Source organism: Lysobacter sp. 5GHs7-4, assembly GCF_021284765.1.
Lineage (GTDB): Bacteria > Pseudomonadota > Gammaproteobacteria > Xanthomonadales > Xanthomonadaceae > Lysobacter.
Genome location: NZ_CP089924.1, coordinates 3,327,812 through 3,353,312 on the forward strand (window position 1 = coordinate 3,327,812; position 25,501 = coordinate 3,353,312).

Consider the following 25,501-nt stretch of genomic DNA (forward strand, 5'->3'; position numbering starts at 1 on the left):
GGTCTAAAGTCACTGGATTCCCGCTTTCGCGGGAATGACAGCCCCGGGCACCTAGCGAGCGCACCGGCATCGAATGATTCGCTGACTCAATCCGCCAAGCCGCGCAGCAAATCGTTGATGCTGGTCTTGGAGCGCGTCTTGGCGTCGACCTGCTTCACGATCACCGCGCAGTACAGCGAATGCGATCCGTCCTTGGCCGGCAGCTGGCCGGACACGACCACGCTGTACGGCGGCACGTAGCCGTAGCTGATCTCGCCGGTGGCGCGGTTGTAGATGCGCGTGCTCTGGCCCAGGAACACGCCCATGCCGATCACGCTGTGGTGGCCGACCACCACGCCCTCGACCACTTCCGAGCGCGCGCCGATGAAGCAGTGGTCCTCGATGATGGTCGGCGAGGCCTGCAGCGGCTCCAGCACGCCGCCGATGCCGGCGCCGCCGGACAGGTGGCAGTGCTTGCCGATCTGCGCGCAGGAACCGACCGTGGCCCAGGTGTCGACCATGGTGCCTTCGCCGACGTGGGCGCCGATGTTGACGAAGCTGGGCATCAGCACCACGTCCTTGCCGATGTGCGCGCCGCGGCGCGCGATCGCGCCCGGCACGACGCGCGCGCCCAGCTTGCGGAAGTCGCTCTCGCCATAGCCTTCGAAGCGCGCCGGCACCTTGTCCCAGAACGGCGCCGGATCGGCTTCGACCAGCTGCATCTCGTTGACGCGGAAGTACAGCAGCACCGCCTTCTTCAGCCATTCGTTGACGGTCCAGCCGCCCTTGCCGTCCGGCTCGGCGACGCGGAACTCGCCCTGCTCCAGCCCCGCGATCACGCGTTCCACGGTCGGACGGGTCGAGCCCTCGATCTCGTCCGGGGTCAGCATGGTGCGGCGCTCGAACGCGCTGTCGATCATGAACTTCAGCTCGTCCACGCCCGGCGCCTTGGGCGCGGCCTTCTTGCGGACGGTCTTCTTGCTGGCGGTCTTGGCGGGGCTCATCGGTGGTCTCCTTCCAGGCAGGCGAGCAGCGCGTCGCGCAGCGCCTGCTGTTGCGTTTCGTCGAGCGCGCGATCGCGCCCGTCGGTGTCGGGGCGGGTGATTTGGAACATGTCCTCGGCGCGTTCGCCGAAGGTGGCGATGCGCGCATCGTGCACGCGCAGCGCCTGGTTGCGCAGGGTCATGGCGACGTCGGCGAGCAGGCCCGGCCGGTCGGTGCAGACCAGGCTGAGCAAGGTGCGCTCGGCGGCGCCGCCGGCGCTGTCGCTGCCGGACTTATCGACGGTATTGAACCCGATCTGCGGCGCGATGCGGAAATGCTTGAGGTGGCGCGGCTGCGCGCGGCGCGCCGGGCGGATGCGGTCCAGCGGCGCGGCCAGCGTGGTCGCAAGACGCCGCTCCACGTCCTCGGCCGAGGGCGGATGGCGCGGATCGGTGGGCACGACCTCGAAGGTGTCGAAGATGGTGCCCTGCGGGCCGTCGAGCACGCGTGCCTGCTGGATCGCCAGGCCCAGGCGATCGAGCGTGGCGACGATCGCGGCGAACAGGCCGTCGCGATCGGGCGAATGCACGAACACTTCCAGCGCGCCGGCATGCGCGCTGACCGGGCGCGCGCGCACGCAGGTGTCGCCGACCAGCACGCCGCGCAGCGACGCCGCCTGCCAGGCGATCTGGTCGGGGCGGCCGCGCTGGAAACCGATCTCCGGCATGCGCGCGAACAAGGCCGCGATTTCGTCGTCGCCGCTGCCGAACGCGGCCAGCATGGCGTGCGCGGCGGCGCGGGTTTCGGCGGCGCGCTCGGCGCCGGCGACCGGATGCTCCAGGCCGCGTCGCAGCGCCAGGCGGGTGGCGGTGTACAGGTCGGCCATGAGCCGGTCTTTCCACGCATTCCACAGCTTGGGCGAGGTGCCGGCGATGTCGGCGCAGGTCAGCAGATACAGATGGTCCAGGCGTTCGCGGTCGGCGACCTTGCCGGCGAAACGGTGGATCACTTCCGGGTCGGCGATGTCCTGCTTCTGCGCGGTCACCGACATCAGCAGGTGCTGGCGCACCAGCCATTCGATCAGCGCGGTGTCGGCCTCGCTCAGGCCCATCACGGTGCCGAACACGCGCGCGTCGTCGCCGCCGAGTTCGGAATGGTCGCCGCCGCGGCCCTTGGCGATGTCGTGGAACAGGCCGGCCAGCAGCAGCAGTTCGGGCTTGCGCAAACGCGGCCAGACTTCGTGGGCGATGCTGAAGCGCTCGTCGGCCACGCCGGAGGCGAAGCGCGCCAGATTGCGCAGCACCGCCAGGGTGTGCTGATCGACCGTGTAGACGTGGAACAGGTCGAACTGCATGCGCCCGGAGACTTTCGAGAACGCCGGTATCCAGCGCCCCAGCACGCCCAGGCGCGCCATGCGCTCCAGCGCATGCACCGGATGCGGGCCGCGCAGGATCGCCAGGAAACGTTCGCGCAAGGCCGGGTCGGCGGCGTCGAAACTGGGGATGCGCGACAACGATTCGGCCAGCGCGCGCGCGGTGCGCGAATGCAGGCCGCGCACGCCGTCGTGCTCGGCCCAGGCCGCGAACAGGGCGAAGATGTCGCCGGCGTCGCGCGGCCACTGCGGCGAGCGCGCGGCGATGTAGTCGCGGCGCAGCTCGAAGGCCTCGAACGCGCCGCGCATCGGCACCGGCGTGGGCTCGCCCTCGATCTGTTCCTCGTAGCGTTGCAGCAGGCGCTCGCCGATGCGAAGCACCAGCGCGGCGCTGCGGTAGAAGCCCTGCATCATCTGCTCGACGGCGAGGGTGTCGGCGTTGTCGACATGGCCCAGGCGTTCGGCCAGCAGCTTCTGGTAGTCGAAGCGCAGGCGCTCCTCGCGCTTGCGCGCGACCAGGTGCAGGCCGAAGCGCAGCCGCGACAGGGCGCGGCGTTCGCGCTCCAGCGTGCCCAGCTCGTCGACGCCGAGCTGGCCGATCGCGACCAGGGATTCCAGGTCGGCGGTGCCGATGATGCGCAGCGCCATCCAGTGCAGGGTCTGCACGTCGCGCAAACCGCCCGGGCCTTCCTTGAGGTTGGGCTCGAGGTTGTCGGCGGTGTCGCCGTAGCGGGCGTGGCGCTGGCGCAGTTCCTCGCGCTTGGCCAGGAAGAACTCGCGTGCCGGCCACACGTACAGCGGCGCGATCGCCGCCTGCAAGGTGGCGCCGGCGTGATGATCGGCGGCGAGCGGACGCGCCTCCAGCATGGCCGTCAGCACGGTGATGTCGGCGGCCGCCTCGGTGCATTGCGCGGCCGAACGCACGGCGTGCCCCACCGGCAGGCCGGCGTCCCACAGCAGGGTGAAGAAGCGCCCCAGCGCCTCGGCGTGTTGGGCCTGCGCCGGCGGTTCGGCCAGCACCAGCAGGTCGATGTCGGATTGCGGGAACAGCTCGCCGCGGCCGTAGCCGCCGACCGCGAACAGCGCCAGCGGCGCGTCCGCAGGCACGCTGTCGCGCCAGGCCGCGCGCACTTCGGCGTCGACGGTGTCGGCGCGCACGCGCAGCAGGCGGTCGATGTCGACTTCGGCGCCGGCGTCGAAGCGTTGCGCCAGCGCCGCGTCCACCGCGGCCAATGCGGCACGGATCGACGCCGCCCGGTCGGCGCTGTGCGCCGTTGCGCCCGGCTCCGCCGGACCCGACCCGGCGGCGGCGCTACCGGTCATAGGTCGTTGTCGTCGCCGGGCAGCCGGGTCAGGATCTCGACGCCGTCGTCGGTTACCGCGACGGTGTGCTCCCACTGCGCCGAGAGCTTGCGGTCCTTGGTGACCACGGTCCAACCGTCGGGCAGCAGCTTGGTGTGGCGCGCGCCTTCGTTGATCATCGGCTCGATGGTGAAGGTCATGCCCGGCTTCAGCACCAGACCCTCGCCGGCGCGGCCGTAATGCAGCACCTGCGGGTCTTCGTGGTAGATGCGGCCGATGCCGTGGCCGCAGTACTCGCGCACCACGCTGAAGCGTTCGGATTCGGCGTACTGCTGGATCGCCGCGCCGATGTCGCCCAGGGTCGAACCCGGCTTGACCGTGCGGATGCCGCGGAACATGGCTTCGCGGGTCACGTCGACCAGGCGCTTGGCCATGACCGAGGGCGCGCCGACGATGTACATGCGGCTGGTATCGCCGTGCCAGCCGTCCTTGATGACGGTGACATCGATATTGACGATGTCGCCTTCCTTGAGGATCTTCGACTCGCTCGGGATGCCGTGGCAGATGACGTTGTTGACCGAGGTGCAGACGGTCTTGGGGAAACCCTTGTAGCCGACGTTGGCCGGGATCGCCTGCTGCACGTTCACGATGTGGTCGTGGCAGAGCTTGTCCAGGGCCTCGGTGCTGACGCCGGGCTTCACGTGCGGCGCGATCATCTGCAGCACTTCGGCGGCCAGGCGGCCGGCGACGCGCATCTTCTCGATCTCGTCCGGAGTTTTGATGGTGATGGGCATGCGGGCATTATCGCTCATTTGCGCCGCGCCCATTCAGGGCGGGCCTGGGACGGTGCATCCACCGCCCCGGAACGCCGTCTCTTACCCGACAGGAGCCAGGACCATGCCGCTGTACCGATTGCTGCTGCCTGCCGCGCTGTGCGGCCTGTTCATGACCGGCCCGGCCGCGCAGGCCCGCTCGCTCGCCAGGCCGCCGCCGGTCGCGCCCGTCGCGCCCCTCACGCTGGCGCCCGCCTTCACCGAGCTCGCGCCCGGCGCATGGGTCTACCAGGGCGCCGGCGGCGCGGTGCTGCTGGCGGCCGGCGAGGACGGCGCGGTGCTGGTCGACACCGACCTGCCCAAGGCGACGCCGGATCTGCTGGCGGCGCTGGACGCGCGCACCCGCCTGCCCCTGCGCTACGCCATCAACACCCACTGGCACCTGGACCACGTCGGCGCCAACCAAGCCTTGAGCGAGCGCGGCGCGGTCGTGGTCGCGCACGAAAACGCGCGTGCGCGCATGGCCGCCGACACCTACCTCAAGCACCACGACCGGGTCATGCCGGCCCGGCCCGCGGCCGCCCTGCCCGGCCTGACCCTGGCCGGCGACGGCCGGATCCGCCTGCGTGGGCTGGAGCTGCGCCTGATCCACGTCCCGCGCGCGCATACCGACGGCGACCTGCTGGCCTTCCTGCCGGACGCCAACGTGCTGCACCTGGGCGACTGCTACTTCAACGGGCTCTACCCGATCATCGACACCGGCACCGGCGGCACCGTCGACGGCCTGATCGCGGCGCTGGACGTGGGCCTGGGCCTGGCCGACGAGCGCACCCGCATCGTCGCCGGCCACGGCCCGGTCGGCGGCAAGGCCGATCTCAAGGCCGCGCGAGACATGCTGGCCGAGGTCCGCGCCCGCGTCGCCCGCCTCAAGGCCGCCGGTCAGACCCGCGAACAGGTGCTGGCGGCCGCGCCCACCGCCGACCTGGACCCGCGCTGGGGCCAGGGCTGGGTCAAGCCGGCGCAGATCGTGGGCTCGGTGTACGACTCGCTGCCTTGAGGCCGCTGCGGCGCCGGTCCAGGGGGCTGGCTGGAGCGAGGGGACGCAGTGTCCCCATGCGTCATTCCGGCGAAAGCCGGAACCCATCTTGATCTTGAGCACGCCACCCGCTTTCGTGCCCTGCAGAGCAAACCTGCAGAGCGAAATGGGTTCCGGCTTTCGCCGGAATGACGGAATATGGGGGGCGACGGGGTCCGGCGCCGAAACACCGCGCCGGCAGGCCCACCCGCCCCCATTTGCCCCAAGCCCCCGTCCGGGCTACACTTTGCCGGCTCAGCGGAGGGTTTCGACCTTCCGCGCCGCCCACGCCGGGCGTCACCGGCGAATACACACCTGCTGCCACAGCCCGTGCCGGGGTGCCTCGTACAGCTAGACGTACGCGGTTCGGACACGGAAGCAGCGGGGAGGCCCAACCCCGGAACCACGCACCGCCGGCCCCGCCTGCGGCGCACCGCCCTCATTCTTCGTGGCGGCCGGTTCCACTGCCTATCGGAGTCATGCAATGCCCCAGATCACCATGCGCCAGATGCTGGAAGCCGGCGTCCATTTCGGCCACCAGACGCGCTACTGGAACCCCAAGATGGGCCCGTACATCTTCGGCGCCCGCGGCAAGATCCACATCATCAACCTCGAGAAGACCGTTCCGCTGTTCAACGACGCGATGAACTTCATCTCGAGCATCGCCCAGAAGCGCGGCACCATCCTGTTCATCGGCACCAAGCGCTCGGCGCGCGAGTCGATCAAGGAAGAGGCCGAGCGTTGCGGCATGCCGTACATGACCCAGCGCTGGCTGGGCGGCACCCTGACCAACTTCCGCACCGTCAAGCAGTCGGTGTCGCGCCTGAAGGAACTGGAAGCCGGCGAAACCGACGGCACCTTCCAGAAGCTGGTCAAGCACGAAGTGCTGGGCCTGCGCCGCGAGCGCGACAAGCTGCTGGCCTCGCTGGGCGGCATCAAGGAAATGAACCGTCTGCCCGACGCGCTGTTCGTGATCGACATCGGTCATGAAGACATCGCGATCAAGGAAGCCAAGAAGCTCGGCATCCCGGTCATCGCCGTGGTCGACACCAACTACGATCCGGCCCTGGTCGACTACGCCATCCCGGGCAACGACGACGCCATCCGCGCCGTGCAGCTGTACGCCCGCGCCGCCGCCGACTCCGTGCTGGAAGGCAAGGCCGCCGCGCCGGCCGCCGGCGTGCGCGAGGACGAGTTCGTCGAGCTGGACGCCGAAGGCAACCCGGTCGTGAAGGAAGACCGCAAGGCCGCTCCGCGCGGTCGCGCCCCGGCCAAGAAGGGCCCGGCCCCGGCCGGCGCCAAGAAGGACGCTCCGGCGGCCGAGTAAGCGCAGTGTCACGCAGCCGCGCGACACTGCGCGGCTGCGTCCACCCGCATCCGACGCTGTTAGATCACCCCGATGGGAGCGGGCCGCCGTCGCGCGTGCCGCCGCTCCTGCATGGCAACACGAACACCTGAGGTAACCCCATGGCTGAAATCACCGCTTCCCTGGTCAAGGAACTCCGCGAGCGCACCGGCGCCGGCATGATGGAGTGCAAGAAGGCCCTGACCGAAAACAACGGCGACATCGACGCCGCCGCCGAGTGGCTGCGCAAGTCGGGTCTGGCCAAGGCCGACAAGAAGGCCGGCCGCATCGCCGCCGAAGGCCGCATCGCGGTCGCCCAGGACGGCGGCAAGGCCGTGCTGGTCGAAATCAACTCCGAGACCGACTTCGTCGCCAAGGACGCCAACTTCCTCGGCTTCACCGAGACCGTGGCCCAGGTCGCGCTGAGCTCGGGCGCCGCCGACGCCGAGGCGCTGAAGGCCGCCAAGGTCGCCTCGGGCGAGACCATCGAGGAAACCCGCGCCGCCGTCATCGCCAAGGTCGGCGAGAACGTGCAGCTGCGCCGCCTGGTCCGCATCGACAGCCCGAACAACGTCGCCGCCTACGTGCACGGCGGCCGCATCGGCGTGCTGATCGAGGTCAAGGGCGGCGACATGGACCTGGCCCGCGGCCTGGCCATGCACGTCGCGGCGATGAACCCGCCCCACATCAAGGCCAGCGACGTCCCGGCCGAGTTCGTGGAGAAGGAAAAGGAAATCGAGCTGGCCAAGATGAGCGACAAGGACAAGGCCAAGCCGGCCGACATCCTGGAGAAGATCATCGGCGGCAAGATCGCCAAGATCGTCAACGAAGTCACCCTGTACGGTCAGCCCTACGTGCTGGACACCAACCAGACCGTCGAGCAGGTCCTGAAGGCCGCTGGCGCCGAGGTCGTGACCTCGCAGCGTCTGGCCGTGGGCGAAGGCATCGAGAAGCAGACCGACGACTTCGCCGCCGAAGTCATGAAGCAGGCCGGTCTGGCGTAAGCCGCCGCAGTTTCCAGCGACACGAAAAAGGCCGCGGATTCCGCGGCCTTTTTCTTTGCTCCCGCGGCGATCGCCGGCGCCCTTACTCGAACAAGGGCTTGCCCACCCGCGGCGCATGCTTGCCGGTGGTGGCGCCCTTCTCGAACACGACGAACGAATCGTAGAAGTGCATCGAGCGCGTGCTGCGGGTGAATTCGTCCGACGGCAACGCGCCGCGCGCGTGATCGGCGTTGAGGCTATCGATCAGGCCCTTGCAGCGTTCGATGAAGCTGCCGGGCACGCCGACACCGCCGCCGTACTCTTCCCAATACGCCGTGTGCATGTCCTCGACCATGTACACGCCGTTCTTGGGCAGCAACGGGTACAGGAAATCGAAACTGGCGTTGACGTGGTCCATGCGATGGCTGCCGTCGTCCAGGACCACGTCGGGCACGCCGAATTCGTCGATCAGCGACTGCAGGAAGGCCGGATCGGACTGGTCGCCGATGCGCACCTCCACCTGATCTTCCGCGGCCGGCGCCGAGCGCGGATCGATGTCGATGCCGACGATGCGCGCGTGCGGGCCCAGGAAACGCTTCCACATCCGCAGGCTGCCGCCCTGGCTGACGCCGATCTCGAACATCAGCACGTCCTGGCCCTGGAAGCGCCGCATGTGCTGCTCATAGATCGGGAAGTAGTGCTTCCACTTGTGGATCAGCAGATCCTGATTGGTGAGGAAATCGAGCCACAGACTCATGTACGGACCTGTCGGGGGAATCAGCCGCGATTTTAACGGAGTCCGGCGGCCCGCAACGGCTGGCCGAAGCCGGTCGCATGCCGGAACTGTTCATCTAAGCCACACCACCGGCACCGGACAGGCGACGCAGGACGCCGCCCGTCGTGGGAGCCGATGCGCCAGGCTCAGCCCTGCTGCTGGAAGTACACCTCTTCGTACGGCTGCACCACCACCCAGCCGTTGCCGGAGAACTTGAGCTGGATGCTCTCGCCCGAGCCGCGGCCGAACAAGGTGCCCAGCGAGATGTCGGTGACGATGTCGGGGCTGAGGTTGCCGGACCAGGCCACGGTGGCGTTGGGATCGGTGAACACCGGCTGCTCCGGCGTCACCGCCAGGGTCAGCGGCTCGTAATGCGAGGTGATCGCGACCACGCCGCTGCCGGAAAGCTTCATGTTGAACAAGCCGCCGGACATCATGCCCGACACCTTGCGCATCATCTTGATCTCGGACGCCACGCCGTCCTCGTAGGCGAGCACGTCGTTGCCGTTGACGAAGATCGATTCGCCGGCCAGGCGCAGCAGGGTCACCTTCTTGCCGGCGTCGGCGATGTAGACCCGGCCCTGGCCTTCCATCTTCATCATCTGCGTGCCTTCGCCGCTGATGGCCTTCTTCAGCAGGTTGCCCAGGCCCTGTTCCAGCATGCCCTGGCGGATGAACTTCACGCCGCCGCGGTAGGCGACCATCGAGCCGGCCTTGGCCCAGACGCGACCGTTGAGTTTGACTTCCAACAGATGCGAACTCTCCAGCTCGAAGGTCTCCGGGCTGAGGTCCTTCTGGCTGCTGGCTTCGACGAAATCCTTGAGGTTCTTGATGCTCATGTGCGGTCCTGCGCTAGTGGAAGCGGAAGCATAAGCGACCGCGCGCGCGCCGGCATGACAAAAAAAGGCCGCCCGGAGGCGGCCTGAGGTGCTGGGAGAGATCCCGATCTTGCGACCCGCACATACGCATCCGCGCTGGCGGCGATCCTGCGCCGCGCAGCGCGATGGTTCAGAACTGCAGCGAGTAACGCGCGTTGACCGCGTGGTCGCGCGCCTCGTCGGCCCACTGGCCGCTGTAGGTGAACTCGAGCAGGCCGTTGTCGCCCAGCCGTGCCGCCAGGCCGGCCTCGAACACGGTCGCATCCTCGGCGATCGGCGCGCCGTGTACGTCGAACGCGCCGCCGTTGCGCCAGGCCACCGTGGCCGCCGGCGTTTCCGCGCCGCCGGCATGGCGCCGGCCGAGACCGCCGCGCAGGTTCAACCAGCTTTGCTCCTGCTGCGCGCCCTTGAGGCCGACGTTGAATCGCAGGCCCACGGTCGACAGATCCAGGCGCTGGTCGGCGCTGGCGCCGCTGAGCGCGGCCGCGCCGCCGCTTTCCTGGAAACCGTCGCTGCCCACGCGCACCTGCGCGTACTGCGCGTACGGCTCCCACTCCCAGGCGCCGGTGGCGATGCGGTAGCCGCCCTCGACGAAGACTTGACGGGTGTCGCCGTCGTAGTCGGCGCGGGCGCGGTCGCTGAAGCCGGGGAAGCTCACGCTGCGCTCGATCTCGATCTCGTGGCGGGCGTAGCTGGCACCGGCGCGCAGACCGAAACCGCCCCAGTTCTGCCCCAGGTACAGGCCCAGGTGACGCGAACGGATCTCGCCGCGCGAACCGCGCTCGCCGAGCTTGGCGTCGCTGCGGCCGACGCCGCCGAGCACGCCCACGCGCCAGCCGTTACCGAAGCGGTAGTCGTAGCCCAGCAGGCTGGCGTCGCCGTTGTAGCCGACTTCGCCGGCGTTGCCGTCGGCGTGCAGGGTGCCGCCGTTCTTGAGCAACTGGATCCAGGCCGCAGATTCGGCCTCGCCCTTGGCCGCGGCGTCGAACGCGCCTTGGCCGGCCTGCGCGCGCGCCAAGGCGGCCTCGCGCACGTGGCGGCTGCTGTCGATCAACACCGAACGCGTGCTGGCGTGCAGTTCGCCGCTCAGGTCGTCCAGCGCGTCCAGGGCCTGCGCCGGGAACAGCTGCGTCAGCGGCTGCACCAGGCCCTGCCCGATCGCCAGCGCATCCACCGCGCCGGCCGCCGAACGCTGGTTGTAGGTATTGGCGACGCTGGCCACGCTGGCGCCGCGCACCACGTCCACCGTCACCTTGTCGGCGCTGTAGGCCAGGTCGAACTTCAGGAACGGCGAGAACGCGCTGTGGTCGATGCCGGCGAAGCGGCCGTCGATGCCGGAGGTCGCCGAGAGGATGTCGTAGCGCTGGCCCAGCAGATAAGTGCCCGGGCCCTGGAACACGCGCACGGTGCCGCCCAGCAAGCTCGCGTGGCCGTTGACGCGCAGCAGGTCCGAGGCCGACGGCGCGGCCAGTTCGACCTGATAGAACGAACCGGCGGCCTGGGTGTAGTCGCCGTCGATGGTCAGGGTGCCGATCGAGTTGCCCGGCGCGATGGTGCCTTCGACGCGGGTCGTGCCCAGCGTGCCGGTGCCGCCGAGCACGCCGCCGACGCCGATCAGCGTGCTGCCGCCGCGCTGTTCGCCGTTGAAGGCGACCTTGCCGCCGTTGACCGCGAACGTCACGTTTTCCAGCACGCCGCCGGCCGCGACCAGGCCCCAGCCGCCATTGACGTTGAAGGCCAGGTCGTGGAGCCCGCCCTCGATGCGGGCGACGCCGGAGGCGACGTTGAGGTCGGTGCTGGTGAGCTGGCCGGTCAGCAGCAGATCGCCGCCGTCGACATCGAGCGAGCCGGACAGCTTGTTGCCGCCGGCCAGTTCCAGCCGGCCTTGGCGCACGCTGGCGCCGGCGAAGCTGTTGTCGCCGCTCAGGCGCAGCCAGCCGATGCCGGACTTGGTCAGCCGGCCGGGGCCGGAAATGTCGTTGCTCCAATCGTCCCAGGCATCGCCTTCCCAGACCTTGGCGCCGCCGGCGCGCTGGTTCATCGCCACCTCGGTGTCGACGCGGAACTGACCCGGACCGTCGATGGCCTTCTTGAGGTCGATCAGACCCCAGCCGTACACCTCGTCCACGCCCTCGTCGCCCAGGTCGGTGGCGGTGGTCAGCAGCACGTCGCGGATCTGCGGATTGTCGAGATAGGGATAGCGCTCCATCAGCAGCGCCAGCGAGCCGGTGACGTGCGGCGACGCCATCGAGGTGCCGGTGTTGTCGCCGTAGCCGTACTGCGTGTCGGCGCCGTCGATCTCCAGGTTGTAGGAGCCGTCCGGATTCTTCACCACGCGGCCGTCGATCTCGCCGCCGATGATGGTGGAGTGGATGTCGGTACCCGGCGCGGCCACGCACCAGTCCTTGCTCAGGCCGCAGATGCTGGAGCTGACGTCGAGGTTGAGGTCGCGGCCGACGTTGACCACGCTCAGCCAGTACTTCTCGATCTCCGGCGCGAAGCGCGGCAAGGTGGCGTAGGCGCCGGCGATGTTGCCGTAGTCGTTGCCGGCGGCCCAGACGTTGATGATGCCGCTGCGCAGCGAGGCGTCGGCGAAGATGCGGTAGTACTCCGGATAGGCGGCGTACTCCAGGTCCATGTCTTCCGGCGTGGTCGGCTCGGTGCCGTTGCCCCAGCTGTGGTTGATCGCGCGCACGCCCTGCGCGGCCATCTGGTCGAACATGCTGTTGAGCGCGTCCTCGCCGGGGCCCTGGGTCAGGGTGCGCCGCGCGATCCCGTCGTCGCCGGTGTAGTACTCGTAGATACGGTTGAAGAACAGCTTGGACGCGGTCAGCGAGGCGCCGGTGGCGACGCCGTGCATGCCGTTGCCGTCGCGGTTGGCGACCATGGTGCCGGCGACGTGGGTGCCGTGATCGCCGTACTCCAGGATCAGGCGGATGCCGCTGCCGCCGAACGACAGCTCCGGCGGGATGGTGTCGCCGAGATAGTAGGCGTCGATCTCGGCGGTATCGCCGTCGGAGAAGAAGCAGGCGTTGGGCCCGGTGATGGCGCTGCTGGCCAGGCAGTCGGGATCGCTGATGCGGATGCTGCGATGATCGCGCCCGCCGAACTCCGAGTGCGCCAACGCCGAACCGCTGTCGAAGATGCCCAGGCGCACGCCGCGACCGCTGAGGCCGCGCGCGTAGGCGTACTCCGCGCCGATCGCGCCCAGGCCCCAGTCGGCCTTGAACTCGCCGCTGCGCCAGCTCGCCGCGTCGCCGATGACGCCGCCTTCCTGGTACGCATCCTGCGCCATCGCCGGCGCCACCGCGCCGAGCAGCAGGCCGGCCAGAATCGCCGACGACAGCGCCGAACGGGCGTGCTGCCGATTCTGACGACGGGTACGTGTTGCGCTTGCACTGCTTTGCATGCTGCCGATGCTCCTTCGATGGGCGGCGCGACGGGATCGCGTGGGGATGAGGAGGGGTGCGGTGCGACGCGAGCCGCTCCCCTGATCGCCGGTGGATGCGGACCGTCGCCAGCGCGACCCCTGTCATCAAATAACGCAGTAGCGCCGCACTCCCCTACCCGCGCGTGCGCCGTGCTCCCCGCAGCGAAATCGCCGCCTCCGAAGTACTCAACGATAAATGCGCCAAAAAGATGCCAACACCTGCGCTCACAGGCACGGTTTCTTCAGAAGCGGTAGGCCGCGCTCAGCAGGTAGTAGCGGCCGCGCGGGTCGTCGTAGGCGATGTCGTAGCCGCCCTTGCTGGTGTCGTAGTTGACCGGCGTGCGATCGCCGAGATCGTGCACGTTGAGCGAGAAGCGCCAGCGCTCGACGTTGTAGTCGAAGTTCAGATCCAGCGTGGTCGCGCCCGGATTGCGGCAGTGGCCGGCGAGCACGTTGCGCTTCGGACAATCCTGGTCGGGCAGCCCGATCCGCGACGAACCCAGCATGCGCGCGTTCAAGGTCGTGCTCCAGTTGCCGTAGGCCCATTGCAGGCCCGCCAGCGCGGTGCGGTCCGGCGCGCCGTAACCGGCGTAGTCCAGCACCTCGCTCTCGGCGTCGATGCGCCGCGACAGTTGTTCGAGGTAATTGCCGGCCAGACGCATCGAGAAGCGGCCCCAGCGCTGCGTCTGCAGACGGTACTCGGCCTCGAACTCCCAGCCGCGCACGTGGGTCTCGCCGATGTTGTCGTAGTAGTCCTGCACGCCGACCAGTTCGCCCTCGTCGTCGCGCTTGAACGAACGCGTGGTCATGGTGTTCAAGCCGCTCACCGCCAGGATCTCGTTGCGGCGGCGGATGTCGAAGTGGTCCAGGGCCAGGCTGAAGCTGGGGTTCGGCGCCCACACCAGGCCCAGGGTGTAGCTGCGCGAGGTTTCCGGCTTGAGGTCGGTGTTCTCGAACGCGCTGCGCGTGACCACGCACTGGGTCTCGCCGTTGGGGCCGACGATGGGATTGTCGCAGGGGCCGAAACCCTGGTGGTCCTGCACCACCGCGATCTGATCGGAGACGTTGGGGCGCCGCAGCTCGTACAGCGACGGCGCGCGGTAGCCGGTCGCCCAGGTGCCGCGGAAGGTCAGCGTGTCCAGCGCGCTCCACTTCAGGCCCATCTTCGGCGACAGCTTGTGGCGGTAGCGTTCGCGGTAGTCGGCGCGCAGCGCGAATTCGCCCTGCAGGCGCGGCGCCAGCGGTGCGCTGAGCTCGGCGTACAGCGCGGCGTTCATCTGGCTGTCGTCGACGCGCACCTTGGGCGGGCTGAGCGCGACGTCGTGCTCGACCATGCGCGGGTCGGGGCGGTTTTCCAGGGCGTCGCGTCCGAGTTCCAGGCCCGCGGCCACGCGCGTGCGCCCGGCCGGCAGCGAGAACCAGGGGCCGTTCACCCCCAGCGTGGCCTGATCCAGCTCGGCCTTGCCGCGCGCGGTCAGGCGCGGCGACAGCGCCGTCAGCACCTCGCGGCTGTTGGCGCCGTTGAAGCGGTAGCGCAGGTCGTTGGCCAATTCGTTGAACGCGCTCAGGCTGACCAGGCCGTCGATGCGGTTGACCACCGAGTTTTCGTGGTGGGCATAGGACGCGCTCCATTCCCAGTCGCCGCGGTAGCGCTTGATGCCGGCGCTCAGGTCCGAGGTGCGCGCCGAGCTGCGCGTGCGGATCTGGCCGACGTCGTAGAAGGCGTAGCGCAGGAAGTTGATGTCGTCGGGAAACAGCGCGTCCGGATGCTCGCCGGACATGGTCACTTCGGCGTAGAACGGCGCGCCGCGCAATTGCTGCGAGACCTCGCCCAAACGCAGGTCGGCGTAGACCTCGGTGTCGGCGCCGATCGGCTGCCGCCAATGCGCGTAGAACGAAGTGCGCTCGGACTCCGGCTGCAGGCTCACGTGCTTGGCCGTGTCCAGGTAGCACAGGCGCTGGGCGTCCTGGTAACGGCGCGGGCACGAGGACCAGGTGATGCCGGTGTTGTAGTCGTGATAGCCCAGGCCGATGCGCCAGTCGCCGAGTTCGTCGCCGCTGCGGTCCATGCTGCGCCAGGAGCGTTGCGCGCCGGACAGGCCGTCCTGCTGGAAATAGTCGGCGCTCAGGAACAGGTTGCCGCCGCGCTTGAGGTCCACGCCGGTGCTGACCGACAGCCGGCGCTGCTTGGCGTCGTTGCGGTCGGACACGCCCAGGCGCGCCACCGCTTCCGAACCCTGCTGGTCCTTCTTGAGGATGATGTTGACCACGCCGGCCATGGCGTCGGCGCCGTAGATGGCCGAGGCGCCGCCGCGGATGATCTCGATGCGTTCGACGATGCTGAGCGGAATGCCGTCCAGGTCGGTCAGGCCGCCCAGGTCGGCCGAGATCAGGCCGTAATTGGCGATGCGCTGGCCGTCGACCAGGAACAAGGTGGCGCGCGGGCCCAGCGCGTTGAGGCTGGTGGTGGCGGCGGCCGCGAACGGCTGCTGGTAGGGTTCGCCGCCCTCGGCCGCGACCGCGACCGGGTGGTGGCCGACCATGCCGGGCTGGAAGCGCAGCAGCTCGAACAGGGTCTGGTGGCCGCTGGCCTCGATTTCGTCGCGGCCGATCAGGGTCATCGGCGAGACCGGCACCGATTCCAGGTCGCTGCGCGGGATATGGCTGCCGGTGACGTGGACCGGGCCCAGGTTGGTCGGTTCCTCGATGCGCGGCACCGGCGGCGGCGGCCGCGGCGGCGGTGCCGGCTTGGCCACGGGCGCGGGCTTGGGCGCGGCCTGCAGCAGGAAGGTGTCGTCGTTGACCCGGACCACGCGCAAACCCTGGCCCTGCAGCAGGCGCTCCAGCGCCTGCGCCGGCGCGAGCTCGCCGCGCAGGCCGGCGCTGCGTTTGCGCGCGACCAGGGCCGGGCTGTACAGGATCTGGACGCGGCTCTGGGTGGCCAGGGCCTGCAGCGCGTCGTCGAGCGCGCCGGGGCGGATCGAGAATCGCGTAACCGTCGGAGACGCGGCCGCAGCGGTCTGCGTGCCCTGCGCTGCCAGGCACAACAAGAACGCACTCGAGATGGCTAACGTGTGCCTAACTCTGGCCATTCATCCGGTGCGTCTAATCCCCCGAGCGATCACGATACGGAAGCCCGGGTAGGCCTGCAACGCGGCGCCACTATTGGTTGCACTTGCCGGCGCGCGGGATTTCACTGACGTGCGGCGTGCAGCAGGATCTCGTGCTCGCCGACCTTGCGCGCCTGCAGCGACCAGCCGCGCTGCAGCGCCGCCAGCAAGGCCTCCTGGTCGTCGATGTGGAACACGCCGCTGACCTTGAGCGCGCCCAGCGACGGCTGCTCCAGGCGCAGCTGGGTCTTGGAATAGCGGTTCATCTCGTCCAGCAGCTGGTCGAGGCGGCGGTTCTTGAAGATCAGGTCGCCGCGCGGCCAGGCCTGGGCCACGGTCAGGTCCAGCGGACGCTTGGGCGCCAGCGTGCCGCCGCCCTCGATGCGTACCTGCTCGCCCGGGGCCAGGGTGCTGGTGGCGCGGGTCTGGCCGGCGCCTACGGCGACCTCGACCTCGCCCTCGATCAGGCCGACATCGACGGCGCTGCCGTCGCGACTGACCTGGAAGGTGGTGCCGATGTCGCGAATGGTGCCGTCGCCGGCCTTGACCAGGAACGGGCGCGGCCCGCTGCGCTGGCCGCTGTCGCGGCCGACCGCGAACTGGACCCGCCCGCGCGCGACCTCGACGGTGCGGCTGTCGCGGTCGAAACGCGTGGTCACCGCGCTATGGGTGTCCAGCAGCAAGGTGGTGCCGTCGCTGAGGGCGATGGTGCGCTGCTCGCCGATGGCGGTGACGTAGCGGTCGATCTGCGCCGGTGCCGGCCGCTGCATCCAGGCCGCCACGCCGATCGCGACCGCCAGGGTGGCGGCGATCGCCGCCCCCGGCGCCAGCCAGGGGTGGACGCGATGCCGGCTGGCCGCGCTGTCGCGGCGCGCCACGCGCGCGGCCGCGCGCAGCAACTCGTCGTCGCCCAGCTCGGCCGACAGTTGGTGGATGCGCTCGACTTCGCGGTAATCGCGGGTATTGGCCGGCGAGGCGCTGAGCCAGCGCTCGAAGGCCTCGCGGTCCTGGCCGTCGCTGTCGGGGGCGTTGAGGCGCGCGACCCAGGCCTCGGCCGGGCCGGTTTCGTCCAGATCCGTTTCGTCGTACCGATTCGAGTTCGCGCTTGCCGTGTTCATGCGTCACCTGCCGTCTCTGACAGATTTTCCCTCAGACGCAAGCGCAACAGCACCAGTGCGCGACCGATATGTTTCTCCACAGCCTTGACCGAGATCCCACAATGGCGAGCGATCTCGGTATAGCTCATGCCTTCGATGCGGTTGAGCAGATAGACCTGCCGGCACTTGGTCGGCAGCCGCAGGATCGCCTCGCGCACGCGTGCCAGCTCCTGTTGGTTGGCCACGCGCTGCTCGTGGGCGAGATCAGCCGACGGCAGGCCGTGGAAATGTTGGTCGAAACTCACGTGCGCGGACGCGTGCTGGCTCTGCTGGCGGCGGCCGCGGTCGTTGAGTTCGTTCATCGCGATCCGGTACATCAGCAGCTTGAGCTGCTCGGCCGGCTGGCCGCGGTAGCGCATCAGCCGGACCAGGCTTTCCTGGGCGATGTCCTTGGCGTCTTCCTCGCCGGTGCGCTTGCACAGGAAGCGGACCAGCGCGTCGCGGTGTTCGAGCACGAAACGCTCGAAGCCGTCGTCGCCGCGCGGATACGGCGCGGGGCGCTCCTCCGGCAGCGGCGGATCCGGGTAGACGTCCATCTGGGCGTGCACGGGGCGGGCCAAGGCCTAAACCACCGTCGCCGAACGGCGCGGGCACGGCGGACCGTGGTATGCGGCGTCCATTGCCGGGCTGTAAACCTGTTCGTTCATCTGCACCTGGCCCCTGTGGCGGGTTGCTTGGTCGCGCTGGAACGGCGGCTGAAGCGCCGCACCGGCTGCGCTAGCTTTGTAACACGGAATTCGCTACCTCAAAGGCTGGCGCTAGCCTATGCGCAAGCGGGCGGACCGCGACGCCGATCGCAATCCCGAGTTGCGGCCCGACTCGTGGAACCCGGCCCACTCGGCTAGAATCGCTGGGTTTGCTCACCCCGAGGTCCTTATGTCCCAGCTCGCCTGTCGCCGTGTCCTGCTCAAGTTGTCCGGCGAGGCGCTGATGGGGGACGAGGATTACGGCATCGACCCCAAGGTGATCGGCCGTCTGGCGCGCGAAGTGGTCGAGGCCCAGCAGGCCGGGGCCGAGGTCGCGCTGGTGATCGGCGGCGGCAACATCTTCCGCGGCGCCGGCCTGGCCGCCGGCGGCATGGACCGGGTCACCGGCGATCAGATGGGCATGCTGGCCACGGTGATCAACGCCCTGGCGATGCAGGACGCGCTGGAGAAACTCGGCGCCAAGGCGCGGGTGATGAGCGCGATCAAGATCAACGACGTCTGCGAGGACTACATCCGCCGGCGCGCGATCCGCCACCTGGAAAAAGGCCGTCTGGTGATCTTCGCCGCCGGCACCGGCAACCCCTTCTTCACCACCGACTCCGGCGCCGCGCTGCGCGCGATCGAGATCGGCGCCGACCTGCTGCTGAAGGCGACCAAGGTCGACGGCGTCTACGACAAAGACCCCAAGAAGCACAGCGACGCGGTCCGCTACGACAAGCTCAGCTACGACCAGGTGATCGCGCGCGACCTGCAGGTCATGGACACCGCCGCGTTCGCGCTGTGCCGCGACAGCGACCTGCCGCTGCGCATCTTCGACATGAGCCAGCCCGGCGTGCTGCTGCGCATTTTGCGCGGCGAACATATCGGCACGCTGGTGCAGGGGCGCGGCTAAGTCTCCACGGAAAACGAAAGAACCAGCGACGCCGTTCTTTCGTATCGTCCAAGCGCCCACCGTAGGGCGCGGCGAGTCTTGGGCGAACCGCTCCTTCGCACCACGCCCTCTGGCGACGATGCGGTTGCCACCGCATCCTACGGCTGCGCGGTAAGACCCCCTCTCGTTTAAGCCTGTGACGAACCCGCCCATGCCCACACTTAAAGCGGCGAATCTGGCAGGCGCGCCCAACCATCCGATATTGACCCGACCGGACACCTACGACGTGGTGGAGTACCGCTACGTCGCCGGCCCGCCGCCGTGGGGCACGCTGGATCTGACGCTGGAGAAGGACGGTGCGCGCGTCTTACTGCGCTTCGACGGCGTGCACGAACTGGAAATCGCCCCGGGCTTTCCTCACGCCTACGCGGGCCTGGAAATCGTGGACGTGTCGGGTTTCGGCTGGGAGCACGCGCGCATCTGCGTGGACTGCTTCGAGCACGGCCCGGGCATCCGCTTCTGGGCGCGCAGCGTGGAACGACTCGCCGGCTGACGCCACCCGGTGTAATAGTGTCCCCGCCCCCACCGTGACAGCATCGCGGCCATGCACTCGCACAGCCACGGCCCCGCGAACGGCACCCGCGCCTTCGCCGCCATCACCCTGATCAATCTGGCCTACACGGCCATCGAGGCCGGTTACGGCTTCGCCACCAATTCGCTGGCGCTGTTGTCGGACGCGCTGCACAACCTGGGCGACGTGCTCGGCCTGGCCCTGGCCTGGGGCGCGGCGGTGCTGGCCAAACGCGCGCCCACCGACCGCCACACCTACGGCTGGCGCCGCGCCACCCTGCTCTCGCCGCTGGCCAATGCGCTGCTGCTGGTGGCGTTTTCCGGCGCGCTGGCCTGGGAGGCGATCCGCCGCTTCAGCGCGCCGCCGGAGATCCCGGCGCTGCCGGTGATGGTGGTCGCCGCGCTCGGCATCGTGGTCAACCTGGGCGCGGCCTGGTTCGTGCGCGACGGCCATGCGCAGGATCTCAACCGTCGCGGCGCCTTCCTGCACCTGGTCGCCGACGCGGCGGTGTCGTTGGCCGCGGTGCTGGCCGGCGTCGGCATGTGGTGGCTGGGCTGGACCTGGCTGGATCCGGCGATCGCGCTGCTGATCGGCGTGGTGGTCGCGGTGGGCGCGTTCGGCCTGCTGCGCGAGAGCTTCAACGCGGCGATGGACGCGGTGCCCAGCAGCATCGACCAGACCGAGGTGGCGGCGTTCCTGGCCGGGCAGCCGGGCGTGACCGCGGTGCACCATCTGCACATCTGGTCGCTGGGCGCGGGCGAGATCGCGATGACCGCGCATCTGGTGCGTCCCGACGACGCCGACCACGACGCCTTCATCGACCGCCTCAACCACGAGCTCGACCACCGCTACGGCATCAACCACCCGACCCTGCAGGTGGAGCACGGCCGCGCCTGCGAGCACGATCGCCACGACCGCGCGCCGCACGGCGAGCACGCCCACGATCATTGAGCGCGGGCCCGCGCTGGGCGCGCGATGGGCGTGCAACCCGGCCCGCGGCGGGCCGCCGGAGCCGCCGCCGGGCCGCAAAAGCGGCCCGGGCCTATATAATCCCGCGATTACCGTTCATAAGGACCGGAGCCGGCGATGCTCAACGACATCAAGAAAGACGCCCAGACCCGCATGGCCAAAAGCGTCGAAGCGTTTCGCCACGACCTGACCCGGGTCCGCACCGGCCGCGCCTCGACCGCGCTGGTCGACCACCTCAAGGTCAACTACTACGGTTCCGACATGCCGCTGTCGCAGGTCGCCAGCGTCGCCATTTCCGATGCGCGCACGCTGATGATCACGCCCTGGGAAAAGCAGATGGTCGGCCCGGTGGAGAAGGCGATCCTGGCCTCGGACCTGGGCCTGACCCCGAACACCGCCGGCACCGTGATCCGCATCAACCTGCCCGCCCTCACCGAGGAGCGCCGCAAGGAGCTGAGCAAGCACGTGCACAGCGAGGGTGAGAACGCCAAGGTCGCGATCCGCAACATCCGCCGCGACGCCAACCACCAGGTCAAGGAGCTGCTGAAGGACAAGCAGATCACCGAGGACGATGCCGGCCGCAGCGAAACCGACATCCAGAAGATCACCGACAGCGCGATCAAGGACGTGGACGAGGTGATCAAGGCCAAGGAACAGGAGCTGATGGCGGTCTGAGTCCGTACCGGCCGTTGCGATTCGCTCCACGCGCAGACGCAGCGGCCGCGATCGAACTTTCGCCGGCGGCGCCGGTCCGCTACTGACCTGCCCGGGCAGGCCCGGCGCGCCGGGCCCACGGCGGCGCCCCGCGCCGCGGCCCTGAGGCTTCCGCCGACCCGCACCGTCCGCCCCACCCGCTTCCAGGTCCCGCCGCCGGCTCCATGCCTTCCGATTCCGCCCCCGCCGCGCCGCGCGTCCCGCGCCACCTCGCCGTCATCATGGACGGCAACGGCCGTTGGGCCGAGCGCCGCCGCCGGCCGCGCATGATCGGCCACCGCGCCGGCGCGCGCGCGGTCGACGTCTGCATCGATTTCTGCATCGCCCGCGGCATCCGCGCCCTGACCCTGTTCGCCTTCTCCAGCGAGAACTGGGGCCGGCCCGAGGACGAGGTCGGCGCGCTGATGAAGCTGTTCCTCAACGCCCTGGAGCGCGAGGTCGACGAACTCGACCGGCGCGGTGTGCGGGTGCGTTTCATCGGCGAACGCGAGCGCTTCGCCGCGCCGATCCGCCAGCGCATGGATGCGGCCGAGCAGCAGACCCGCGGCAACGACGTGCTGCACCTGACCATCGCCGCCAGCTACGGCGGGCGCTGGGACATCGCCCAGGCCGCGCGTTCGCTGGCCCAGGACGTGGCCGCCGGCCGGCTGGCCCCCGAAGCCATCGACGAGGCCGCGCTGGGCGCGCGCATGGCCCTGGCGGACCTGCCGGCGCCGGACCTGTTCATCCGCACCGGCGGCGACACCCGGATCAGCAATTTCCTGCTCTGGCAGCTGGCCTACACCGAGTTGTGGTTCACCGATGCGTTGTGGCCGGAACTGGATGCGGCCACACTCCAGCGCGCCCTGGACGATTTCGCCGGCCGGGAACGCCGCTACGGCCTGACCGGCGCGCAGATCGCCGCGCGCTCCTCCGACACCGACGAGACCGCTGAATGACCCGAATCCGCCTGATCGCCGCGTTGGTGATGGCCCCGGTCGCGATCGCCGCGATCCTGCTGCTGTCCACGCCCTGGATGATGGCGGCGGCGGCGGTGCTGTTCCTGGCGGGCTTGTGGGAGTGGTTCGACCTGGCCGAAATCGAGGACACCCTGTCGCGCACCGTGCTGCTGGCGGCCAACCTGGCGCTGATGGTGGCGATCGTCTGGGCCTCGCGCTCGGGCGCACCGGAGATTGCCGGGGCGCCGTCGATGGTGCTGTTCAAGATCGCGTCCCTGGTCGGCGTGATCTGGTGGCTGCTGGCCCTGCTTTGGCTGCAGCGTTACCAATTCGCGAGCAACCACGAGTCGTATGCGCGCGCGTTCAAGCTGGCCGCCGGCGCGCTGAGCGTGATCCCGGCCTGGTGCGCGCTGGCCTGGCTGCACGCCGAGCAGCCCAACGGCCACCGCTGGCTGCTGACCGCGCTGGCCGTGGTCTGGGCCGCCGACAGCGGCGCCTATTTCGCCGGCCGCACCTTCGGCCGCCTCAAGCTGGCGCCGCGGGTCAGCCCCAACAAGACCGTGGAAGGCCTGGTCGGCGGCGTGCTGGCCGGCGTCGCGGTCGGCCTGGCCTTCGCCAGCTTCGCCGGCGTCCAGCCCGCGCAGTTGCCGGCGGTGGCCCTGGTCGCGTTCGTGGCGGTGCTGTTCTCGGTGGTCGGCGACCTGTTCGAGAGCCTGCTCAAGCGCCATGCCGGGGTCAAGGATTCCGGCCACCTCATCCCCGGCCACGGCGGCATCCTCGACCGCGTCGACGGCGTGCTGGCGGCGCTGCCGGTCTTCGCGCTCGGCAAGGCCGTGCTGGACTTCTGAACATGCAGCACATCGCCGTCCTCGGCGCGACCGGCTCCATCGGCACTTCGGCCCTGGACGTGATCGCGCGCCATCCCGACCGCCTGCGCGCCAGCGTGCTCGCCGCCGGCGGCCGCGTCGAACAATTGCTGGCCCTGTGCGAACGCCACCGGCCCGCGCATGCGGTGATCGCCGACCCCAACGGCTACGCGGCGCTGCGCGAGGGCCTGCGCGCGCGCGGCCTGGACACGCAGGCGCATTGCGGCGACGAGGCGCTGGTGGCGCTGGTCTCCGGCGACGCCTGCACCACCGTGGTGGCCGCCATCGTCGGCGCCGCGGGGCTGGATTCCACGCTCGCCGCGGCGAGCGCGGGCAAGCGCCTGCTGCTGGCCAACAAGGAATCGCTGGTGCTGGCCGGCGAGCTGCTGATGCGCACCGCGCACGAAGCCGGCACCACCATCGTGCCGATCGACAGCGAGCACAACGCGATCTTCCAGTGCCTGCCCGACGCGCATGCGCACGCCGGACTGGCGCGCATCCTGCTGACCGCGTCGGGCGGCCCGTTCCGCGGCCGTGACCGCGCCGCGCTGGCGCAGGTCACCCCGGAGCAGGCGGTCGCGCATCCGAAGTGGTCGATGGGCCCGAAAATCTCGGTCGACTCGGCCACGCTGATGAACAAGGGCCTGGAGGTGATCGAGGCCCACCATCTGTTCGGCGTGGCCGGGCCGCGCATCCAGGTGCTGGTGCACCCGCAGAGCCTGGTCCATTCGCTGGTCGAATTCGTCGACGGCTCGACCCTGGCCCAGCTCGGCCTGCCGGACATGCGCACCGCGCTGGCGGTGGGCTTCGGCTGGCCGGAGCGTATCGCCTCGGGCGTGGCCGGCCTGGACCTGCTGGCGCACGGCCGGCTCGACTTCGAACCGCCGGATCTGGACGCCTTCCCCTGCCTGCGCCTGGCCTTCGCCGCGCTGGACGCCGGCGGCACCGCCCCGGCGGTGTTGAACGCCGCCAACGAAGTGGCGGTTTCAGCGTTTCTTCAGCGGCGTATCGGTTTCCTAGCCATACCCGCGCTGGTCGAGGACACCCTCGCCGCGCTCCCCTCCACCCCGGCGACCTCGCTGGCGGTGCTGCGCGATGCCGATGCGCAGGCCCGCAGGCATGCCGCACAGGCCATCGACCAAAGGCGTAGCGCATGGGCCTGATACCAGCGGCGCGGCTTCCACAAGCACGATTGCAGCGAGCACCCCAGCCATGAGCGAATTCCTCGGTTCGGTCTGGTGGCTGCTGGTCAGCCTGGGCGTGCTCGTGACTTTCCACGAGTTCGGCCACTACTGGGTCGCGCGCCGCAGCGGCGTCAAGGTGCTGCGCTTCTCGGTCGGCTTCGGCAAGCCGCTGTGGATGCGCCGCAACCGCAACGGCACCGAGTTCGCGATCGCCGCGATCCCGCTGGGCGGCTACGTCAAGATGCTCGACGAGCGCGAGGGCGAAGTCGATCCGGCCGAGGCGCCGCAGGCCTTCAACCGCCAGCACGTGTTCAAGCGCATCGCGATCGTCGCCGCCGGCCCGATCGCCAATCTGATCCTGTGCGTGGCGCTGTTCTGGCTGATGTTCGTGATCGGCCGCCCCGACTTCACGCCCACCGTGGGCAAGGTCGAGGGCCTGGCCGCGCAATCGGGCCTGCTGCGCGGCGACACCGTGCTGGCGGTGGGCGAGCGCGCCACCCCCACCACCAGCGAGGCCGGCCTGGCCCTGCTGTCGGCGGCGCTGGACCGCAGCGACGTGGCGCTGCGCGTGCGCGGCGAAGACGGCCGCGAAGCCACCCGCACCCTGCGCCTGTCGAAGCTGCCGGCCGGCATCGACGACCGCGAACTGTTGAACAACACCGGCTTGATCTGGCGGCAGCAGCTGATGCCGGCGATCGTCGGCCGCGTGCTGCCCGGCCGGCCGGCCTGGGCGGTGCTGGCCGAAGGCGATCGCGTGACCGCGATCGACGGCGAGCCGGTGGCCTCTTGGAACGACATCGCGCCCCTGGTCGACGCGCTGGGACAGCGCGGCGGCGAAGCCATGGTGGAAGTGCAGCGCGGCGGCGACCGCCTGGCGCTGCCGATGACGCCACAACGGATCAAGATCGAAGAGACCGGCAAGTACCAGTGGGTGCTGGGCCTGGAGCCGGCCCGCAGCAAGCCGCAACCCGACGCCGTGCTGCGCTACGGCCCGATCGACGCCATCCCCGCCGCGTTCCGCGAAATGGGCCAGCAGACCCGCGACATGGTGGCGATGATCGGACGCGCGTTCAGCGGCCGGCTATCTGTCGAGAACACCGTCGCCGGCCCGATCACCATCGCCCGGGCCGCCAACGACCACGCCCAGCACGGCCCGGCGTGGTATCTGCAGATGCTGGCGCTGTTGTCGCTGAGCCTGGGAATCCTGAACCTGCTCCCGATCCCGATCTTGGACGGCGGTCACCTGCTGTATTACCTTATCGAGCTGGTCAAGGGCAGCCCGGTCAGCGAGCGCGTTATGGCCGCCGGCCAGTATGTCGGCCTGGCGCTGATCGTCAGCCTCATGGGTCTGGCGTTCTACAACGACATCGTGAACAACCTGGTGCGCTGATGCCGGCCCTGCCTGACGACCCGATGCCTCGATCGCGCGTTCGTGAACTGTTCGGTTCCCGACCGCACGCCCCCGAAGCCTCGAACCGGCGCCCCGTTGCGGGCGTCAACGAACCCCAACCGGACGTA

General features: G+C 69.6%; 20 protein-coding genes. 11 read left to right on the plus strand and 9 right to left on the minus strand.

Features of this window, described 5'->3' with window-relative positions; all coding sequences use genetic code 11:
• Positions 1-86: 86 nt before the first annotated feature.
• The 3 genes from dapD to map are packed head-to-tail and all read right to left on the minus strand — an operon-like array spanning position 87 to position 4,431.
• Entirely contained in the window at positions 87-983 is an 897-nt protein-coding gene (dapD, locus tag LVB77_RS15105; protein ID WP_232906913.1) for a 2,3,4,5-tetrahydropyridine-2,6-dicarboxylate N-succinyltransferase, read from the minus strand.
• Positions 980-3,658, minus strand: a complete 2,679-nt coding sequence (gene glnD, locus LVB77_RS15110; RefSeq protein WP_232906914.1) for a [protein-PII] uridylyltransferase — start codon at positions 3,656-3,658, stop codon at positions 980-982. Before glnD ends, dapD begins: the two co-directional genes overlap by 4 nt.
• The gene (gene map / locus LVB77_RS15115; protein ID WP_056176078.1) at positions 3,655-4,431 is read right to left on the minus strand and encodes a type I methionyl aminopeptidase; all 777 of its coding nucleotides are present in this window, start codon (positions 4,429-4,431) and stop codon (positions 3,655-3,657) included. Before map ends, glnD begins: the two co-directional genes overlap by 4 nt.
• Before the next feature lie 103 nt (positions 4,432-4,534).
• Here map and LVB77_RS15120 point away from each other — a divergent pair, with 103 nt between their 5' ends.
• The 3 genes from LVB77_RS15120 (at position 4,535) to tsf (ending at position 7,834) form a co-directional block, all read left to right on the plus strand.
• A complete protein-coding gene (locus LVB77_RS15120; protein ID WP_232906915.1) occupies positions 4,535-5,467 on the plus strand; it encodes an MBL fold metallo-hydrolase in 933 nt (310 codons plus the stop codon).
• Positions 5,468-5,969: 502 nt separating this feature from the next.
• Positions 5,970-6,812 carry a 30S ribosomal protein S2 gene (gene rpsB, locus LVB77_RS15125; protein WP_232906916.1) on the plus strand — a complete coding sequence of 281 codons (843 nt, stop codon included), beginning with the start codon at positions 5,970-5,972 and terminating at the stop codon, positions 6,810-6,812.
• A gap of 140 nt (positions 6,813-6,952) precedes the next feature.
• Complete coding sequence (gene tsf / locus LVB77_RS15130; RefSeq protein WP_232906917.1) at positions 6,953-7,834, plus strand: translation elongation factor Ts; 882 nt, start codon at positions 6,953-6,955, stop codon at positions 7,832-7,834.
• A gap of 82 nt (positions 7,835-7,916) precedes the next feature.
• On the opposite strand, the gene LVB77_RS15135 is transcribed toward tsf, so the two are convergent.
• The 6 genes from LVB77_RS15135 to LVB77_RS15160 form a co-directional block, all read right to left on the minus strand.
• On the minus strand, positions 7,917-8,570 hold the full coding sequence (locus LVB77_RS15135; RefSeq protein WP_232906918.1) for a class I SAM-dependent methyltransferase: 654 nt from the start codon (positions 8,568-8,570) through the stop codon (positions 7,917-7,919).
• 164 nt (positions 8,571-8,734) lie between these two features.
• On the minus strand, positions 8,735-9,427 hold the full coding sequence (locus LVB77_RS15140) for an AIM24 family protein (RefSeq protein WP_232906919.1): 693 nt from the start codon (positions 9,425-9,427) through the stop codon (positions 8,735-8,737).
• Between the two features lie 169 nt (positions 9,428-9,596).
• Positions 9,597-12,875, minus strand: a complete 3,279-nt coding sequence (locus LVB77_RS15145) for an autotransporter serine protease (RefSeq protein WP_232906920.1) — start codon at positions 12,873-12,875, stop codon at positions 9,597-9,599.
• Positions 12,876-13,138: 263 nt separating this feature from the next.
• Positions 13,139-15,946 carry a TonB-dependent receptor gene (locus LVB77_RS15150; protein WP_232906921.1) on the minus strand — a complete coding sequence of 936 codons (2,808 nt, stop codon included), beginning with the start codon at positions 15,944-15,946 and terminating at the stop codon, positions 13,139-13,141.
• A 143-nt stretch (positions 15,947-16,089) separates the two neighbouring features.
• The gene (locus LVB77_RS15155; protein WP_232906922.1) at positions 16,090-17,124 is read right to left on the minus strand and encodes a FecR domain-containing protein; all 1,035 of its coding nucleotides are present in this window, start codon (positions 17,122-17,124) and stop codon (positions 16,090-16,092) included.
• Positions 17,121-17,723 (minus strand): RNA polymerase sigma factor, encoded by a 603-nt coding sequence (locus tag LVB77_RS15160; RefSeq protein ID WP_232906923.1) that lies wholly within the window; start codon positions 17,721-17,723, stop codon positions 17,121-17,123. Before LVB77_RS15160 ends, LVB77_RS15155 begins: the two co-directional genes overlap by 4 nt.
• A gap of 316 nt (positions 17,724-18,039) precedes the next feature.
• On the opposite strand from LVB77_RS15160, the gene pyrH reads away from it, so the two are divergent.
• The 8 genes from pyrH to rseP all read left to right on the plus strand — a co-directional run bounded on the left by pyrH (position 18,040) and on the right by rseP (position 25,373).
• Positions 18,040-18,762, plus strand: coding sequence for a UMP kinase (gene pyrH, locus LVB77_RS15165; RefSeq protein WP_232906924.1), 723 nt, complete (start codon positions 18,040-18,042; stop codon positions 18,760-18,762).
• A 190-nt stretch (positions 18,763-18,952) separates the two neighbouring features.
• Positions 18,953-19,294 carry a hypothetical protein gene (locus LVB77_RS15170; RefSeq protein ID WP_232906925.1) on the plus strand — a complete coding sequence of 114 codons (342 nt, stop codon included), beginning with the start codon at positions 18,953-18,955 and terminating at the stop codon, positions 19,292-19,294.
• A gap of 51 nt (positions 19,295-19,345) precedes the next feature.
• Complete coding sequence (locus tag LVB77_RS15175) at positions 19,346-20,263, plus strand: cation diffusion facilitator family transporter (RefSeq protein WP_232906926.1); 918 nt, start codon at positions 19,346-19,348, stop codon at positions 20,261-20,263.
• A 135-nt stretch (positions 20,264-20,398) separates the two neighbouring features.
• On the plus strand, positions 20,399-20,956 hold the full coding sequence (gene frr, locus LVB77_RS15180; protein ID WP_232906927.1) for a ribosome recycling factor: 558 nt from the start codon (positions 20,399-20,401) through the stop codon (positions 20,954-20,956).
• A 203-nt stretch (positions 20,957-21,159) separates the two neighbouring features.
• Positions 21,160-21,933 carry a polyprenyl diphosphate synthase gene (uppS, locus tag LVB77_RS15185; RefSeq protein WP_232906928.1) on the plus strand — a complete coding sequence of 258 codons (774 nt, stop codon included), beginning with the start codon at positions 21,160-21,162 and terminating at the stop codon, positions 21,931-21,933.
• Positions 21,930-22,781 (plus strand): phosphatidate cytidylyltransferase, encoded by an 852-nt coding sequence (locus tag LVB77_RS15190; RefSeq protein ID WP_232906929.1) that lies wholly within the window; start codon positions 21,930-21,932, stop codon positions 22,779-22,781. Before uppS ends, LVB77_RS15190 begins: the two co-directional genes overlap by 4 nt.
• Before the next feature lie 2 nt (positions 22,782-22,783).
• Complete coding sequence (gene dxr, locus LVB77_RS15195) at positions 22,784-23,962, plus strand: 1-deoxy-D-xylulose-5-phosphate reductoisomerase (RefSeq protein WP_232906930.1); 1,179 nt, start codon at positions 22,784-22,786, stop codon at positions 23,960-23,962.
• A gap of 49 nt (positions 23,963-24,011) precedes the next feature.
• Positions 24,012-25,373, plus strand: a complete 1,362-nt coding sequence (rseP, locus tag LVB77_RS15200; protein ID WP_232906931.1) for an RIP metalloprotease RseP — start codon at positions 24,012-24,014, stop codon at positions 25,371-25,373.
• Positions 25,374-25,501: the final 128 nt, after the last annotated feature.